Annotated in this window: 16 protein-coding genes; 6 read left to right on the forward strand and 10 right to left on the reverse strand. The window is 48.8% G+C overall.

Going from position 1 to position 14,720, the window contains the following annotated elements; all coding sequences use genetic code 11:
• Window positions 1-94: 94 nt before the first annotated feature.
• Window positions 95-745 (reverse strand): TetR family transcriptional regulator, encoded by a 651-nt coding sequence (locus DW826_RS00825; RefSeq protein ID WP_117515126.1) that lies wholly within the window; start codon window positions 743-745, stop codon window positions 95-97.
• A 529-nt stretch (window positions 746-1,274) separates the two neighbouring features.
• Here DW826_RS00825 and sufC point away from each other — a divergent pair.
• The 5 genes from sufC to sufU are packed head-to-tail and all read left to right on the forward strand — an operon-like array spanning window position 1,275 to window position 6,254.
• Window positions 1,275-2,045 (forward strand): Fe-S cluster assembly ATPase SufC, encoded by a 771-nt coding sequence (gene sufC, locus DW826_RS00830; protein ID WP_117551751.1) that lies wholly within the window; start codon window positions 1,275-1,277, stop codon window positions 2,043-2,045.
• A complete protein-coding gene (sufB, locus tag DW826_RS00835; RefSeq protein WP_117551752.1) occupies window positions 2,045-3,451 on the forward strand; it encodes a Fe-S cluster assembly protein SufB in 1,407 nt (468 codons plus the stop codon). The genes sufC and sufB overlap by 1 nt, the downstream gene beginning before the upstream one ends.
• Window positions 3,448-4,590: a SufD family Fe-S cluster assembly protein gene (locus tag DW826_RS00840; RefSeq protein WP_117551753.1), complete on the forward strand. Its 1,143-nt coding sequence runs from the start codon at window positions 3,448-3,450 to the stop codon at window positions 4,588-4,590. The genes sufB and DW826_RS00840 overlap by 4 nt, the downstream gene beginning before the upstream one ends.
• Window positions 4,577-5,791 (forward strand): cysteine desulfurase, encoded by a 1,215-nt coding sequence (locus DW826_RS00845; RefSeq protein ID WP_117551754.1) that lies wholly within the window; start codon window positions 4,577-4,579, stop codon window positions 5,789-5,791. The genes DW826_RS00840 and DW826_RS00845 overlap by 14 nt, the downstream gene beginning before the upstream one ends.
• Entirely contained in the window at window positions 5,784-6,254 is a 471-nt protein-coding gene (gene sufU / locus DW826_RS00850; RefSeq protein WP_015553198.1) for a Fe-S cluster assembly sulfur transfer protein SufU, read from the forward strand. The genes DW826_RS00845 and sufU overlap by 8 nt, the downstream gene beginning before the upstream one ends.
• A gap of 344 nt (window positions 6,255-6,598) precedes the next feature.
• Here the strand turns inward: sufU and DW826_RS00855 are convergent, their stop codons facing one another.
• The 8 genes from DW826_RS00855 to DW826_RS00885 form a co-directional block, all read right to left on the reverse strand.
• Complete coding sequence (locus DW826_RS00855; RefSeq protein ID WP_117551755.1) at window positions 6,599-7,048, reverse strand: threonine/serine exporter family protein; 450 nt, start codon at window positions 7,046-7,048, stop codon at window positions 6,599-6,601.
• Window positions 7,045-7,827, reverse strand: coding sequence for a threonine/serine exporter family protein (locus DW826_RS00860; protein ID WP_242994017.1), 783 nt, complete (start codon window positions 7,825-7,827; stop codon window positions 7,045-7,047). The genes DW826_RS00855 and DW826_RS00860 overlap by 4 nt, the downstream gene beginning before the upstream one ends.
• Window positions 7,817-8,176: a DUF3870 domain-containing protein gene (locus DW826_RS00865; protein WP_015553196.1), complete on the reverse strand. Its 360-nt coding sequence runs from the start codon at window positions 8,174-8,176 to the stop codon at window positions 7,817-7,819. Before DW826_RS00865 ends, DW826_RS00860 begins: the two co-directional genes overlap by 11 nt.
• A 768-nt stretch (window positions 8,177-8,944) precedes the next feature.
• Complete coding sequence (locus tag DW826_RS00870) at window positions 8,945-9,310, reverse strand: threonine/serine exporter family protein (protein ID WP_117515137.1); 366 nt, start codon at window positions 9,308-9,310, stop codon at window positions 8,945-8,947.
• The gene (locus DW826_RS18140; protein ID WP_015553194.1) at window positions 9,246-9,392 is read right to left on the reverse strand and encodes a hypothetical protein; all 147 of its coding nucleotides are present in this window, start codon (window positions 9,390-9,392) and stop codon (window positions 9,246-9,248) included. Before DW826_RS18140 ends, DW826_RS00870 begins: the two co-directional genes overlap by 65 nt.
• Window positions 9,393-9,436: 44 nt before the next feature.
• Window positions 9,437-10,399 (reverse strand): TlpA disulfide reductase family protein, encoded by a 963-nt coding sequence (locus tag DW826_RS00875; RefSeq protein ID WP_117551756.1) that lies wholly within the window; start codon window positions 10,397-10,399, stop codon window positions 9,437-9,439.
• Window positions 10,396-11,289, reverse strand: coding sequence for a 4Fe-4S binding protein (locus DW826_RS00880; protein ID WP_117551757.1), 894 nt, complete (start codon window positions 11,287-11,289; stop codon window positions 10,396-10,398). The genes DW826_RS00875 and DW826_RS00880 overlap by 4 nt, the downstream gene beginning before the upstream one ends.
• Entirely contained in the window at window positions 11,282-11,428 is a 147-nt protein-coding gene (locus DW826_RS00885) for a CD1871A family CXXC motif-containing protein (protein WP_117503664.1), read from the reverse strand. Before DW826_RS00885 ends, DW826_RS00880 begins: the two co-directional genes overlap by 8 nt.
• 319 nt (window positions 11,429-11,747) lie before the next feature.
• On the opposite strand from DW826_RS00885, the gene DW826_RS00890 reads away from it, so the two are divergent.
• The gene (locus DW826_RS00890; protein WP_117515143.1) at window positions 11,748-12,767 is read left to right on the forward strand and encodes a M42 family metallopeptidase; all 1,020 of its coding nucleotides are present in this window, start codon (window positions 11,748-11,750) and stop codon (window positions 12,765-12,767) included.
• A 521-nt stretch (window positions 12,768-13,288) separates the two neighbouring features.
• On the opposite strand, the gene DW826_RS00900 is transcribed toward DW826_RS00890, so the two are convergent.
• A complete protein-coding gene (locus DW826_RS00900) occupies window positions 13,289-14,611 on the reverse strand; it encodes an AAA family ATPase (protein ID WP_117551993.1) in 1,323 nt (440 codons plus the stop codon).
• Between the last annotated feature and the right edge of the window lie 109 nt (window positions 14,612-14,720).

The following is a 14,720-nucleotide window of genomic DNA, read 5'->3' on the forward strand; positions in this document are numbered from 1 at the left end:
ATTTTCTGCAACCTGTTGCTTTTTGATCTCTCCTGCGGATTCTTTTCTTTCTTCCGGTCCGCATGTTCTGTTTCGCGGGCAGCTTTTCTATTCCTTACCGCTGCTCCTCTTCCCTGCTGTCTGATCTATATGCACATATGCCATAGTGGAGCATACGGATATGGCGTTTGTAATACTCAGAAGCTTCCTCTTTCTTCTCCCCGTCACGGAAAAAGCGCTTGAGCGACATCATAAATACAACCATATGCATTTCGATCAGCTCATTTAAAGCCTCCCTGCTGATCGGCTCTTTGTCCTGATCGATATTTTCATATAATAGCTTCATAAAGCTCTGATTCTCCCGGCATACCTGCGGGTCATACTCCGGATCACCCCTGAAAATATCCATGAACTTTGCGCTCTTGATCAGATTCTGAAAAATATTGATCAGACCTGCCCGCTCCATAAGATCCAGTCCGCGGTCGAACACATTCTCAAGCATATCCCAAAGGTCGCCTCCGTTTTCCCGGAGCCGCTCGATATAGTTGTTAAAATGCTGTTCTGCCTGGGCGTAGATCAGCCACTTCAACAGATCCTGCTTATCTTCAAAATATGTATAAAAACTTCCTCTTGATATATTCGCGTCGTGAACGATCCGGTTGATCGACGCCTCCTCCAGAGGCACTCTTATAAACTCCTTTGCCGCTGCGATTCGAATTGCTTCAATTTTCTCTTTCGGAAGCCGCAGAAACCGCTCGGTCGGCATAATTCCATCTCCCTTCTGTCGAAATCACAAAACGTATTTCTGACATTTCCCTTCTTTTGTAAAAGTGACAACCTGTCAACATTATAGTGACACCCTGTCATTCTGTCAATATCTGTTTTTCCAGTTTATAATGATTTTATATTTTCGTAAGGTTTGCAAAATTTCTGTATAGAAACTCCTGCCTCCGGTCCGATCCCGTCTGTGATTTCCGCTGTTTTGCTCAGCCTACCATGCCCATGTTTCAGAATTGTTTTCCGATTGTTGCAGTTTCATGAATCCTGCAGATTTTCCCGGAAATATCGGATTGTACAGGAATAAATACCAATTCATAGCATGTTTGTAGGAATTGCTTCTTGCATATTTTTCTCAATACAGGTATAATATCATTGCATCACCTAGTAAGCGACTAGGTTTAGTCCCGGCAGACGGAACGTATCCCGGAGATCAGCTCCGGTGCCGGTTCATATCTGTCCGGAAATTGCTGAAACCTACATTTTTACCTTATATAAAATACATGGAGGAATCCGATATGTCAGAACCATTATTAAATGTAAAAAATCTCTCCGTGGATGTGGAAGACAAATCCATTCTTCACGGGATCAACTTAACGATCAACAAAGGCGAGACCCATGTTCTCATGGGACCGAACGGTGCCGGAAAATCCACACTCGGCTGCACCCTGATGGGGAACCCGAACTATCATGTGACAGACGGTGAGATCTTCTTCGGAGGCGAGAACATCACGAAAGAAGCCGCTGACAAGCGTGCAAAGCTCGGCATGTTCCTCTCCTTCCAGAATCCGCTTGAAGTTCCGGGAATCTCCCTCTCCAACTTCATCCGCAGCGCTCTCTCCGCGAGAACCGGAAAGAATGTCCGCATCTGGGATTTCAATAAAGAACTCCAGAAAGCGATGGGGGTTCTCGATATGGATCCGTCCTATGGTTTCCGTGATCTGAACGTCGGCTTCTCCGGCGGTGAGAAAAAGAAAGCGGAGATCTTACAGCTTCTCCTCTTAAATCCGTCCTTAGCGATCCTCGATGAGACAGACTCCGGTCTCGATGTCGACGCGGTCCGCACCGTTTCCAAGGGAATCGAGGAGTACCAGAAGAGCAAGGACGGCGCCCTTCTCATCATCACCCACAGCACCAGAATTCTCGAATCTCTCCATGTGGACAAGACCCATGTTCTCGTAGACGGCCGCCTGGTTGCCGAGGGCGATGGTTCTCTCGTCGATGAGATCAATGAGAACGGCTTCGAGCAGTTTATCGCTTCCGCAAATGAGAAGGGAGAGAACGATTAATGAAGGAAAAGACGTATGTTGAGGACGTTGACCGCAACATGTACGACTTCCGCAATGACGAGAAGGACGCTTACCGTATTAAAAACGGTCTCACCGAGGACATTGTGGAAAAGATCTCCGAGGAGAAACATGACCCGGAGTGGATGCATGATTTCCGGTTAAATTCCTTAAAAGTATATCATGAAATGAAGGTTCCGGACTGGGGCCCGTCCATCGAAGGCTTAAACATGGACAACATCGCGACCTACGTCCGTGCCAACACAAAGATGAAAGGGGACTGGTCCGAGGTCCCGGAGGAGATCAAGGATACCTTTGAAAAGCTCGGGATCCCGCAGGCGGAGCGCACCTCCCTCGCAGGCGTGGGCGCCCAGTACGACTCCGAGCTCGTCTACCACAATGTCCGCAAGGAGGTCGCGGAGCAGGGCGTTATCTACACCGATATGGAGAGTGCCCTGACCGGCGAGTATGCCGATATGGTAAAGGACCACTTTATGAAGCTCGTGACACCCCACGACCATAAGTTCGCAGCCCTGCACGGCGCTGTCTGGTCCGGCGGTTCCTTCGTCTATGTTCCGAAGGGAGTTTCCGTTGAGATCCCGCTGCAGTCCTACTTCCGTTTAAATGCCGCAGGTGCCGGACAATTTGAGCACACCCTGATCATCGTCGATGAGGGCGCGTCCTTACATTTCATCGAAGGATGTTCCGCTCCGAAGTACAACGTGGCAAATCTCCATGCCGGCTGTGTCGAGCTTTTCATTGGAAAGAATGCGAAGCTCCGCTACTCTACGATAGAGAACTGGTCGAAAAATATGTACAATTTAAACACAAAGCGTGCGAAGGTCGAGGAAGGCGGAGTCATCGAGTGGGTATCCGGTTCCTTCGGTTCCCATGTTTCTTACCTCTACCCGATGAGCGTGTTAAACGGTGAGGGCGCAAGATCCGAATTCACCGGGATCACATTCGCCGGTAAGGGACAGAACCTCGATACCGGATGTAAGGTGGTCCACAACGCTCCGAAGACTTCTTCCTATGTAAATACGAGATCGATCTCCAAGGACGGCGGGATCAGCACTTTCCGAAGCTCCGTTGTCGTATCCGCAAAGGCAAAGGGCAGCAAATCCGCTGTCTCCTGTCAGTCCCTGATGCTCGACGATATCTCCCGTTCCGACACGATCCCGGCGATGGATATCCGCACAAAGGACGCCGATGTCGGACATGAGGCAAAGATCGGCCGCATCAGTGATGACGCCGTCTTCTATCTGATGTCCCGCGGAATCTCCGAGGAGGACGCGAGAGCCCTGATCGTCAGCGGCTTCGCCGACAATGTCTCGAAGGAGCTTCCGCTTGAATACGCGGTGGAAATGAACAATCTGATCCATCTGGAAATGAAAGGAAGTATTGGATGATGGAGAACATGAAGATCAACCAGCTCCCTTCTAAGACATGGAACTGGCTGAAAATGAATGAGACTGCGGTCTCCGGGATTTCTGTCTCCGGAGCGCATGAAGGAAACCTTGAGATCCCGGAAGGGATCAAAAAAACTGTCTGCCCGGCCGGGCTTCCGGACCGTTTTAAGGATGTCGCTGGCGGCATGGGATCCGATATGGATGTGCTGGTAAAGGAAAGTTCCGCGGGTGCAGTACTGCTCTCTGCTGACAGCGATGTCTACGGGGAACCGGCGCGGATCAGATTTGCCTACGGTGCTTTTGAGCACAGCCTGAACACCTTTGGAATTCTGGCAAAAGAAGGAAGCAATATGACCGTTATCATGGATATGGCGGCTGAACGAAACGGCGCTCCTGATGGAACCGGCACCACAGCCGGAGAAAATCCTGCTGCCGTCTCCCAGTCTGAACACACCGGGCTTTCCGCCGTGCAGACGAAATTGATTCTGGAAAAAGACGCGAAGGTGACTCTCGTCCAGATCATCCGCAACAAAAACGCGAAGACCGTTTTGAACGATATCGGGGCGAAGGTTGCTGACGGTGCGAAACTCTCCGTGATCCACTTATTCCTTGGCGGTGACCGGGTCTACAACGGCTGTAAGGCTGAACTTATCGGCAAAAAGAGTAATTTTACAGCAGATATTGCCTACACAGTTGCCGATGGCTGCGTGCTCGATATGAACTACGTGGCACTCCACGAGGGAAAGAAATCCGTCAGTGAGATCAGGACCGACGGCGTACTCCATGAAAACGCGAGAAAGCTGTTCCGCGGGACCATCGACTTTAAGAAGGGCGCTGCGGGGGCTGTCGGGAACGAGAAAGAGGACGTTCTTCTTCTCGACGATGATGTGGTCAACCAGACGATCCCGCTGATCCTCTGCGCCGAGGAGGATGTGGAAGGAAACCATGGTGCCACCATCGGAAAGCTGGATGAGGACCTTGTATTCTATCTGGAAAGCCGCGGCATGGCTCTCGCCGAGATCTACAAAATGATGGCGAAAGCAAGGATCGACGCGGTTCTCCGTTTCGTACCTGATGAGAAGACGAAGGCAGACGTTGCCTCCTACTTAGAAAGCGAGGGTTCCAATGGATGTAAATAAGATCCGGGAAGATTTCCCGCTGTTAAAAAACCGTGATATCATCTATCTGGACAATGCGGCGACTTCCCAGAAGCCCGCATGTGTTCTGGATGCGGAAAAGCGGTTTTATGAGAAATATAACGCAAACCCGTTCCGCGGTCTCTACGAGTTAAGTGAAGAGGCAACGGAATGTTATGAGGACGCGAGAAAGACGGTCGCTGACTTCCTTCACGCGTCATGTCCGGAGGAGATCGTGTTTACGAGAAACGCCACAGAGAGCCTGAATCTTGCGGCCTGCACCCTCTCTGAGTACCTGTTAAAGCCGGGCGATGAGATCATTGTCAGCATCATGGAGCATCACAGCAACATTCTTCCGTGGCAGCAGGCCGCAAAGCGTTACGGCGTGACGGTAAAATATTTAGAATGCGACATGGACGGAACGATCCCGGCTGAGCGTCTGGAGAGCATGATCAACGACCGCACGAAGATCGCCGCGATCACGCAGATCTCCAATGTTCTCGGATGCAGGAATGATTTAAAGACATTCGCTGAGATCTGCCACCGCCACGGTGTGATCCTGGTCGGTGATGGTGCCCAGAGTGTTCCGCATATCGCTGTTGACGTGCAGGATCTGGGTGTGGATTTCCTTTCTTTCTCCGGTCACAAAATGCTGGCTCCAATGGGAATCGGCGCTCTTTACGGAAAGAAAGAGCTTCTTGAGAAGCTTCCACCCTTCCTCACCGGCGGCGAGATGATCGAATCTGTCACAAGAGAGGGCGCTGTCTGGGCAGAGGTTCCGCATAAGTTCGAGGCGGGAACCGTCAATGCCGGAGGCGCTTACGCGCTGGCTGAGGCAGTCCGCTACATGAAAAATATCGGTTTCGACGCAATCGAGGCACAGGAGAACAGGCTCACGAGAATCGCCTACGAGGGCATGATGAATATTCCCGGAATCCGTGTTCTCGGGAGCAGCGATCCGGACAACCATCACGGAATCCTGTCCTTCGCTGTGGATGGCGTCCACCCCCATGATGTGGCAGAGATCTTAAACGCTGACAATATCTGTGTCCGCGCCGGTCACCACTGCGCACAGCCGCTGTTACAGTACCTTGGAACCACCTCCACGACGCGTGTGAGCCTCGCGTTCTACAATACAGAGGAGGAGATCCGTGCGTTCCTTGAGAGTCTTGGCGGATTAAGGAGAAAAATGGGATATGAGTAATACATTTTATAATGAAATTTTAATTGAACACAATCTTCATCCGACTCACAAGCATGAGCTTCCGGACGCAAACCTCGTCTTAGAGGGCGTAAACCCGAGCTGCGGTGATGATATCTGGCTGAAATTAAAGGTCGAGAACGATGAGATCGTCGACGGAGCTTTCGTCGGAGACGGCTGCGCGATCTCCCAGGCCTCCGCGGATATGATGTTAGATTTGATCATTGGTAAGAAAAAGGATGAGGCGCTGCGCCTCGCAAACCTGTTTCTTGAGATGATCAAAGGAACTGCAAAGGGCGATGAACTGGAACCTCTGGAGGAAGCTTCCATCTTACAGGATGTGTCCCATATGCCGGCGCGGGTCAAGTGCGCGGTGCTGGGCTGGCATACGATGGAGGAGATGTTTAAGAAGGCTGCTGAAGGGAAGATTATACCTGGAATGTCGGTGACGACGGAAAATAAATAAAGACTTGAATTCAATTTCCGAATATGCTACACTATAAATACAAAAGGGAAAGTCAGATACATGTGGCCTACCCTTCATAGTTTAGTTTGTTACATTGTAACAGCCGTCACTATTGCAGTAGTGGCGGCTATTTTCTTTTCCCGAAGATTGTGTAACACAATCCAACGAGAGCGACAATGAAGATACCTATCTGGATCAAGTCCAAATATGTAACGTACATTGGCATCGCCCTCCTTTCTTTCGTCTGGAGGGTTAGTCCCTCCGAAACCGGAGGGCAGGCCGCCTTTCATGTATTCTGCTTTCCCACATCACTATTATATATTACGAACATTTGTTCGTCAATATTATTTCTTAGCTACTATGTGCACCAGCGCCTCGATCGGCCTCCTCAACGACGTCACGACCATGATCCCCGCCGCAAGCGCGATCGCAAGTCCGATCGCCGCCTGCCCCTTTACGATAAACTGCGGCATGTCACGCCGGAGAGCCGCGTCCATCGCATAGTACAGGGAACCTCCCGGGATCAGCGGGATGACCGTCGGCATCAGGACCGTCGTTGCCGGTGTCTTTAAGATCCTCGCCCAGATCTCCGAGTAGATCGTGATCAGGATCGCCACAACGAAAAATCCCAGATATTCATTATTCACAAAATGTAAAAATACAAGATACACTGCCCAGAAAACTGCCCCGCCGATCGCCGGGATCAAGACTCTGCGCCCGCGGATGTTGTAAATGATCGCAAATCCAAACGACCCGAAAAACGATGCGATGATTGAAAGAACATCCTGACTCATAACATCCCTCCAAGAAGTATTTTAGAAAGAATAAACCCGGCTGCCACACAGATGGCTGTGATCATCGCCTCCGAAAAATGCAGAAGTCCGCTGATCATGTCCCCGCTGATGAAATCCCGGAATGAGTTCGTCATCAGGACTCCCGGGATCAGGAGCATGATATTCCCGATCATGATCATCTCGACATGCTGTCCGATCCCGAGATAGCAGACAAGAATACATGCCATACCGGAGATCAGAGAGCAGAGGATATTGGAGAAGATCGCCTTCAGCTTGATCGCGGAGAGCGCATATAAGGTCACGCGGATTAGCGCCCCGACAAACAGGGACGCAAATCCATCCCACAGATTTCCTCCAAAGAAAATGGCAAACGCCCCGGCTGTCATTGCATAGATCCCGCACTGCACCGCCGGGGAATAGGTCGGCCCCTTCAATATTTTTTCGTACTCCCGGTCGATCACCTCAAAGGACGGCTGCGTCGCGCAGATCCGCCTCGAAAGGTCATTCAGCCGGTCCAGCTTCCACATATCCGTCCCGTAACTTAAAATTCTTCGCGTCTGCGTGATCCACTTCCGCTCCTTCGTCTCCAGCGTCACGATGATACACGACGCGATCGAGAAAATATGGCTCTGCCGGATCCCGTAGGCATTGCAGATCCTCCGGATCGTATCCTCCACACGGCTGATCTCCGCCCCGCTCACGAGGAGCTGCTCCCCGATATTGATCGCGCAGGTCAGGACTTCTTCGCTTGTCATCTCTTCATTCTTTTCAGTTGTCACCTTTTTTCCCCTTTTCCTCTGCTTCGGCGGCCATCGCGCGCTGATAATGCTTTAACGCGTCCCGATAGGCAACGATCAGCGCTTTCCAGGAAGAACCATGATATCGGCGCCGGATCGCCTCCTCGATCACCTTCGCATCCGTTTCCAGGTGCTTATGCAGAAAAAGCTTTCGTATAAAATCATTTGTCAGCTCCAGCGTTCTCGAACAGTCTGTCTGTATGATCTCTCCTGTTGATGGGATCACCTCAAACGCGATAAAAAAGCTTCCATACACCTTTGTGATCGCGTTATCCACATTCGTTCTTGATTCTCCTACAATATAATATGTCTCCTCACCGGTTTCAGCCATTCTGCTCTCCTCTTTTCATCAGCTCGCGCGCGGCTGGGTTCAGTCACGCTCTCATTTCCAATACTTGTCCCACCATATTTCAGCATCATAATATAGGAAATCCATTCTGTCAATCCCTGTACGAATTCCAGTACATCTGCGGCCACTACTATATTGTACGGGGTTTTCAGTTCAGAAAATTCCTGCCCATAAAAAGTAATCACATCTGCTCTCTCGTCCGGACCGGCGGCATTAAAATGTCGCCATATTCATGAAAATATGCAACCGCTATTCCAAGTAGGTATTTTCGGCACCGAAAATACCATAATATAATGTCCTGGATGCGGATTTTGCCGATTTAGGATGCGAAGCATCGGCAAAATCCCGTTACTGTTTACGCAAAGCGTAAGCAGTAACGCCGGGGTTGTCGGTGACAACTGAAGGGAAATAGTACTTGAATTCACTTTTCGAATATGATAGACTATAGATACAAAAAGGGAAAGTCAGATACACACGGCCTACCCTTTATAACTAGCTTGTTACAATGTAACAGCCGTCACTATTGGGGTAGTGGCGGCTATTTTCTTTTCCCGAAAATTGTGTAACACAATCCTACGAGAGCTACAATGAAGATACCTATCTGGATCAAGTCCGAATATGTAACATACATTGGCATCGCCCTCCTTTCTTTCGTCCGGAGGGGGAAGCCCCTCCTTTTATGGAGGGCAGGCCGCCTTTTATGTATTCTGCTTTCCCATAAATTCATTATATATTGCAAACATTTGTTCGTCAATATTTTTTCTTAGCTACTATGTGCACCAGCGCCTCGATCGGCCGCCTCAATGACGTAACGATCATGATTCCGGCCACAAGCGCGACCGCAAGCCCGATGGCTTTCTGGGCCTTCAGGATGAACTCCGGAGCATCATGGCGGAGCGCCGCGTCCATCGCATAGTACAGGGATCCTCCCGGAATCAGTGGGATGACCGTCGGCATCAAAATCGTCGTCGCCGGTGTCTTCAGAACTCTCGCCCAGATCTCCGAGTAGATCGTGATCAAAATCGCAACCACGAAAAATCCCAGATATTCATTATCCACAAAATGCAGAAACGCCAGATAAACTGCCCAGAAGACAGCGCCGCCGATAGACGGGATCCAGAGCCTCTGCCCCCGTCATCGGGTCCGCCGCCTGTGCGCCTGTTTTCTGGTCTGTCTGCACCTTTTTCACCTTTTCCATTCAAATGTTTTCCTGGAAATCATGGTTCCATTCCCTGACTTTTATTATACGGGGCGGGGATTTCTTTTACAAGTGGCAAGCGCCTGCTCGATCAGGGCATTAAGCGCCTTCGTCTGCTCCGGGGATGTGACCGCGCCTACGATCGGCTGTCCCACGATGTTCCCGTTCTGATCAACAACATAGGTCGTTGGGAATGCATACAGTCCGGCGGTAAAACGGCCGGCATCGCTGTCGGAGTCAAACCAGAGATTCTGATAGGATGCTCCCTTTTTTGACAGGATCTCCTTCGCCTCGGCAATCGCACCCTCATCGCCGTCCAGCGTAAATGCATTGATTCCTACGACCGCACCGCCCTTTTGCGCCAGCTCCTGATTCAGCGCATCCAGATCCGCAAGCTCTCCGACACAGGGCTTGCAGGTCGTAAACCAGAAATTCACGACGGTTACGGTATTGCCGGAAAAGAGTTCACTGCTGTTTACCTCCTTGCCATCGAGATCCTTTCCCTGAAAGTCCGGGAACTTTTCCTGACCGCTCTCAGCATTTCCTGCCGCAGCACTCTCACCTTCCCCCGGCATCTTGACGCAATCCGGATATTTCTCCTCCAGAGCCATCAGTTTTTCCTCGATCTCCCGGATCTGTCCGGCTCCGTCATTCAGAATTTTCAACTCATCTGCTGTAAATTGATCCTTTGCAGCTTCGATCGCCTTCCGAAGAAAATCGCCGTAATTATTATTGTCTCCGCTTACCACCTGGTCCTTATCGATCGTCAGGAACAGCTTTTCCCAGAGCTCTGCATTGGCTGACTGGATGTCCTCCTCCTTCTGCATCAGCTTTTGATACAGGTCTGCTGCTTCTTTGTCATCTCCCGGCTCCGCGGACAGTGACGTTCCGCTCTCTGACGTCTGCCCGGAGGCAGTTTCCTTGTTATTCTTTGCTCCCCCGCACGCTGTGAGGCCAAATGCCAACACAACGATGAGCAGGATCGCTGTCATATTTGATCGTTTCATTTCTTTTCTCCATTTCTATTTGAGTCGGACGCAAAGCCGTAGCAAAAGCTGACGGCATCCGTGGGACAGGCATTGATACACTTCCCGCACCGGATACATTCCGTGTGATTGGGTGAGCTTGTGACATCGACATCCATCTGACAGACTCTTCTGCATGCTCCGCAGGAGATGCATCTGTGTTCATCCACTTTGATCCCAAGCAGGGATACCTTGTTCATCAGCGCATAAAACGCACCGAGGGGACAGAGCCATTTGCAGAACGGCCGATAAAACAGCACACTTAGAACGAAAACTCCGATCAGGATCATAAGCTTTCCGGTAAACAGCTGTCCCAATGCCGACCGGATCCCCGGATTAACGGCTGACAAAGGAATTGCCCCCTCTAAAACTCCCTGCGGGCAGAGATACTTGCAAAAGAATGGGTCACCCATTCCCACATCATTTACAACAAGCGCCGGCAGTGCGATCACGGTAAAAAACAGCACGGCATATTTAAGATAAGTCAGAGGCTTAAGCCTTTCCGTGGACAGCTTTTTTCCCGGAATTTTGTGAAGAAGATCCTGCAGCCAGCCAAAGGGGCACAAAAATCCGCATATAAAGCGCCCTAAAAGGACACCAACCAGGATCAGAAATCCTGTTATATAATAGGAAAAGCTGAATTTCGATGAGCCGACCACCGCCTGAAAGGAACCGATCGGACATGCCCCGGCTGCCGCCGGACAGGAATAGCAGTTCAGCCCCGGCACGCAGACTGCCTTTTCCTTTCCCTGATAGATCCCGCCTTTGAAAAAATTCGGCAGGTGAGGGTTCGTAAGAAGCGCCGCCGCTGCCTGGATCCAGCCGCGAAACCGGCTCAGTATCTTTGATATGATATGTTTTCTGTTATCCAATTCCTACACACTCCAAACACAGCCTGATCGCCTTACTTAACACGGTATCCGCCTCTCCTCGCATCACGCCGACGCACAGCATGACTATACCGGCAATCAGCAGAGCGCCCTGAAATAATGCCTTTTTTGTTCGCAACAACCTAGTCTCTCCTTCTTGTTTGATATCCTATTACAGGTAAATTCACTCATATTGTTTCCTTAAACTATCCATTCCTCTTATCCCTCGATTTCTCAATGCAATTATATCGGAGAACCCGGTAGTTTGTAAAGCGATACGAAACTTTTCATATGCAAAATTTCCTGTAAAGAAACTTTCCCGATTTGCAGACCTCATTTTCTGATCGTCATCGGTTGTCGGTGAGCTGGAGCGTCCTTCTTTTCGTCAGATCCTTTGTTGACCTTTCTTCTCCGGTTCGCTACAATAGTAATCAGAAATATCCTTCAGGAGGAATGTAAACATGAACTCTCATATGAATTTTATCAAAGAGCAGTTATACACCTTAACTTCTATCCCGAGTCCGTCCAGCTTTACAGCAAAAGTGACTGATTACCTGTTGTCCGAATTATCTTCTCTGGGGTATTCCCCGGAGCGCAGCAATAAGGGGAACGTATTCGTTACCCTGGGTGGTTCCGGCTCTCCTCTGGTACTGGCAGCCCATGTTGATACATTGGGGGCTATGGTTCGCTCCATCAAGGAAAACGGACGTCTGCGGCCCACAACCATCGGAGGTCATCAGTGGTCCACAGCGGACGGCGAGAACTGCACCATTCACACTCGTGATGGCAGAGTTTACACCGGTGTAGTACTGAACAAGGAGCCTTCTTCCCACGTGGCTGATCAGAAAACCGAGCTGATCGAAGAAAATATGGAGATCCTGCTGGATGAAAATGTCACTTCCGATCAGGATACTCTGGCACTTGGGATCCAGACCGGTGACATCATCGCCATGGACCCACGCACGGTTGTGACAGAAAGCGGATACATCAAGAGCCGTTTTCTGGATGACAAGCTTTCTGCCGCTATCCTGCTGGGTCTCGCCAGAGCCGTACGTGAAGATGCCTGGAAGCTGAACCGCAAGGTTTCTTTATTATTTACAGTATATGAAGAAGTAGGGCACGGCGGAAGTGTCGTACCGGATGATACAGAGGAGATGATTTCTGTCGATATGGGCTGTGTCGGCAGCGACCTTGGCTGCACCGAACGGATGGTTTCGATCTGTGCCAAAGATTCCGGTGGTCCTTATAACTATGATCTGATCACGGCTCTTTCCAACCTTGCAAAGGAGAAGAAGCTGGATTATGCCATTGATGTTTATCCGCATTATGGCTCCGATGTGGAGACTACCCTGCGCGCCGGATATGATATCCGCCACGGTCTCATCGGTCCTGGAGTCTATGCTTCCCATAATTACGAACGCTCCCATATGGACGGAGTTCACAATACCTTTGAGCTGTTGAAGGCTTATATCACAAGATAGCTTCTTTGTAACTGTGAACAGATCTGTACACTTGCAATCGTAAACAATTACTCAAAGGTTCTATCGCTGATGATGTTAAACAAAAGATTTTCGATATTGCTAATACTTATGGCTACGAAATTATTGCTATAGAAACCGACAAAGACCATATACATTTCTTATTAAGTTACGATACAACAGATAGGGTTTGCGATATTGTCAAAATTGTAAATCAAGAAACAACGTATTATTTATGGCACAAATATGGTTCGCTTCTGTCTAAACAGTATTGGAAGAAAAAGATATTTTGGTCAGACGGATATTTTGCTTGTAGCATCGGAGAAGTATCGTCAGCTACCATACAAAAATATATTGAGAGTCAGGGGTAATAACTAAAGATTTACAAGGCTCCTCCCACCACCTGAAAGTAGTGGGAGGAGCCTATGGCAAACGGCTGGCAGTGGTAGTTAGACCGGAAATGTGCTCAGATATAGCCGGAAGGTGTGATCAGCTCCAAGCAGAATCAATCCTTCTCGTATTTCTCAATCCTGCATTGCTCCCAGATAAGCAATAGTGATTATGCTGCTCAACGAATTTTCATCGTTATACTGGATCATTGATGCATACTGTGAATGAAACTTATCGATTTCAGCAGCAACCTGTTTTTCATCCATTGACAGTGTAGCTGTAAGAAGTTTTCTCGATTCTTGCTGAAATGCAATCAGTTCATCCCAATTACTGCTTCTCACAGCTGTGATTAGTTCCTGTCTGATCTCCTCATTCGGAACAAATGCTGATTCACTATCCTCATTGTATCCTAGATAACCAAGGTGAATCAAGTAGGTGATCACATCGTCACGATTTTGTATCTCAGCCGGATCATTTTTGAAAGTTGCTGTATCAACTTTAACTTCTGAACCTGAAAGCATCTCGATAATCGCATTCTTCAGCCCATCATAATTCATGCAGATGAGTGGTACAACTACCTCATACGAACCGGTCTCAGACCAATAGCTTCTAAATCGTCCTTTTGTCATTACACTTACAACAGCTTTGGGATTATACACTTGATATCCATCAAGCAGATACCCATCATACCATTTTTTGACTTTATCAAAATCCCTGTTGTATTTTTCACAGAGTCCTTTTACCTCGTTTTCGGTAAAACCGATGTATGGAGCCAATTCATCTGCCTGCAGCATTGTAAACTCATCCAGGTTATTTACTGCGGACTGGGCCCTTTCTTTCTTAATCGGCAGAATTCCCGTAAGATATGCCAGCTGGATGTACTTCGTTGGTTCTACACCTTTAAACATTCCCCTTAAAAAATTAAGGTATTCATCCTGAATGTTTTCTATAATTGCTCCATCTCGGATAATAACATCCCATTCATCTATGATAACAACAAATTTCTGTCCAGTACGTTCCTTTACCCGTGAAAGCGCATCCGGAAGAGTCACTACCTCTTGTGGCAGCGCATCTGGATAAATGCCACGAAGTTCATCCAGAACACTTTTTGTTATAAAAGAGACCACTTTATCCGCATCATCACAGTTTGCTAAAAACCACTGAATATCAATATGGATCACATCGTATTTATTAAGATGCTTCTTGAAATCGGCATCTTTGCTTATCCTCAATCCTGAAAACATCTGCTCGGAATCCGTACCCTTGCTGTAATATGCCGCCAGCATGTTTGCTGCATAAGACTTTCCGAACCGACGCGGCCGGCTATTGCAGATATAGGCATTCGTTGTATCGAGAACGCTATTTGTATACTCGATCAAGCCAGTCTTATCCACATATATTCTGGAGTTAAGAGCAACCTGAAACGCACTGCTGTCTGGGTTTACAAATCTTCCCATGCTTCCGGCCATCTTTCTTTGTAAATGCTTTAAAGATAGCTCTTCCGTTCATTCTGGTCAAAAATTCTAACCAGATTTTCTATCTTTTGGTTTAGATAATACATTGTAC

Source organism: Clostridium sp. AM34-11AC (genome assembly GCF_003435375.1).
GTDB lineage: Bacteria > Bacillota > Clostridia > Lachnospirales > Lachnospiraceae > Pilosibacter > Pilosibacter fragilis.

What these genes read in the sequence shown, in the direction of transcription:
- DW826_RS00865 (WP_015553196.1), bottom strand. Translation starts at nt 8,176, where the DNA reads ATGGCTGAAACCGGTGAGGAGACATATTATATTGTAGGAGAATCAAGA.
- DW826_RS00840 (WP_117551753.1), top strand. Translation starts at nt 3,448, where the DNA reads ATGATGGAGAACATGAAGATCAACCAGCTCCCTTCTAAGACATGGAAC.
- DW826_RS00825 (WP_117515126.1), bottom strand. Translation starts at nt 745, where the DNA reads ATGCCGACCGAGCGGTTTCTGCGGCTTCCGAAAGAGAAAATTGAAGCA.
- sufU (WP_015553198.1), top strand. Translation starts at nt 5,784, where the DNA reads ATGAGTAATACATTTTATAATGAAATTTTAATTGAACACAATCTTCAT.
- DW826_RS18140 (WP_015553194.1), bottom strand. Translation starts at nt 9,392, where the DNA reads ATGGAAAAGGTGAAAAAGGTGCAGACAGACCAGAAAACAGGCGCACAG.
- DW826_RS00890 (WP_117515143.1), top strand. Translation starts at nt 11,748, where the DNA reads ATGAACTCTCATATGAATTTTATCAAAGAGCAGTTATACACCTTAACT.
- sufC (WP_117551751.1), top strand. Translation starts at nt 1,275, where the DNA reads ATGTCAGAACCATTATTAAATGTAAAAAATCTCTCCGTGGATGTGGAA.
- DW826_RS00900 (WP_117551993.1), bottom strand. Translation starts at nt 14,611, where the DNA reads ATGGGAAGATTTGTAAACCCAGACAGCAGTGCGTTTCAGGTTGCTCTT.
- DW826_RS00855 (WP_117551755.1), bottom strand. Translation starts at nt 7,048, where the DNA reads ATGAGTCAGGATGTTCTTTCAATCATCGCATCGTTTTTCGGGTCGTTT.
- DW826_RS00845 (WP_117551754.1), top strand. Translation starts at nt 4,577, where the DNA reads ATGGATGTAAATAAGATCCGGGAAGATTTCCCGCTGTTAAAAAACCGT.
- DW826_RS00875 (WP_117551756.1), bottom strand. Translation starts at nt 10,399, where the DNA reads ATGAAACGATCAAATATGACAGCGATCCTGCTCATCGTTGTGTTGGCA.
- sufB (WP_117551752.1), top strand. Translation starts at nt 2,045, where the DNA reads ATGAAGGAAAAGACGTATGTTGAGGACGTTGACCGCAACATGTACGAC.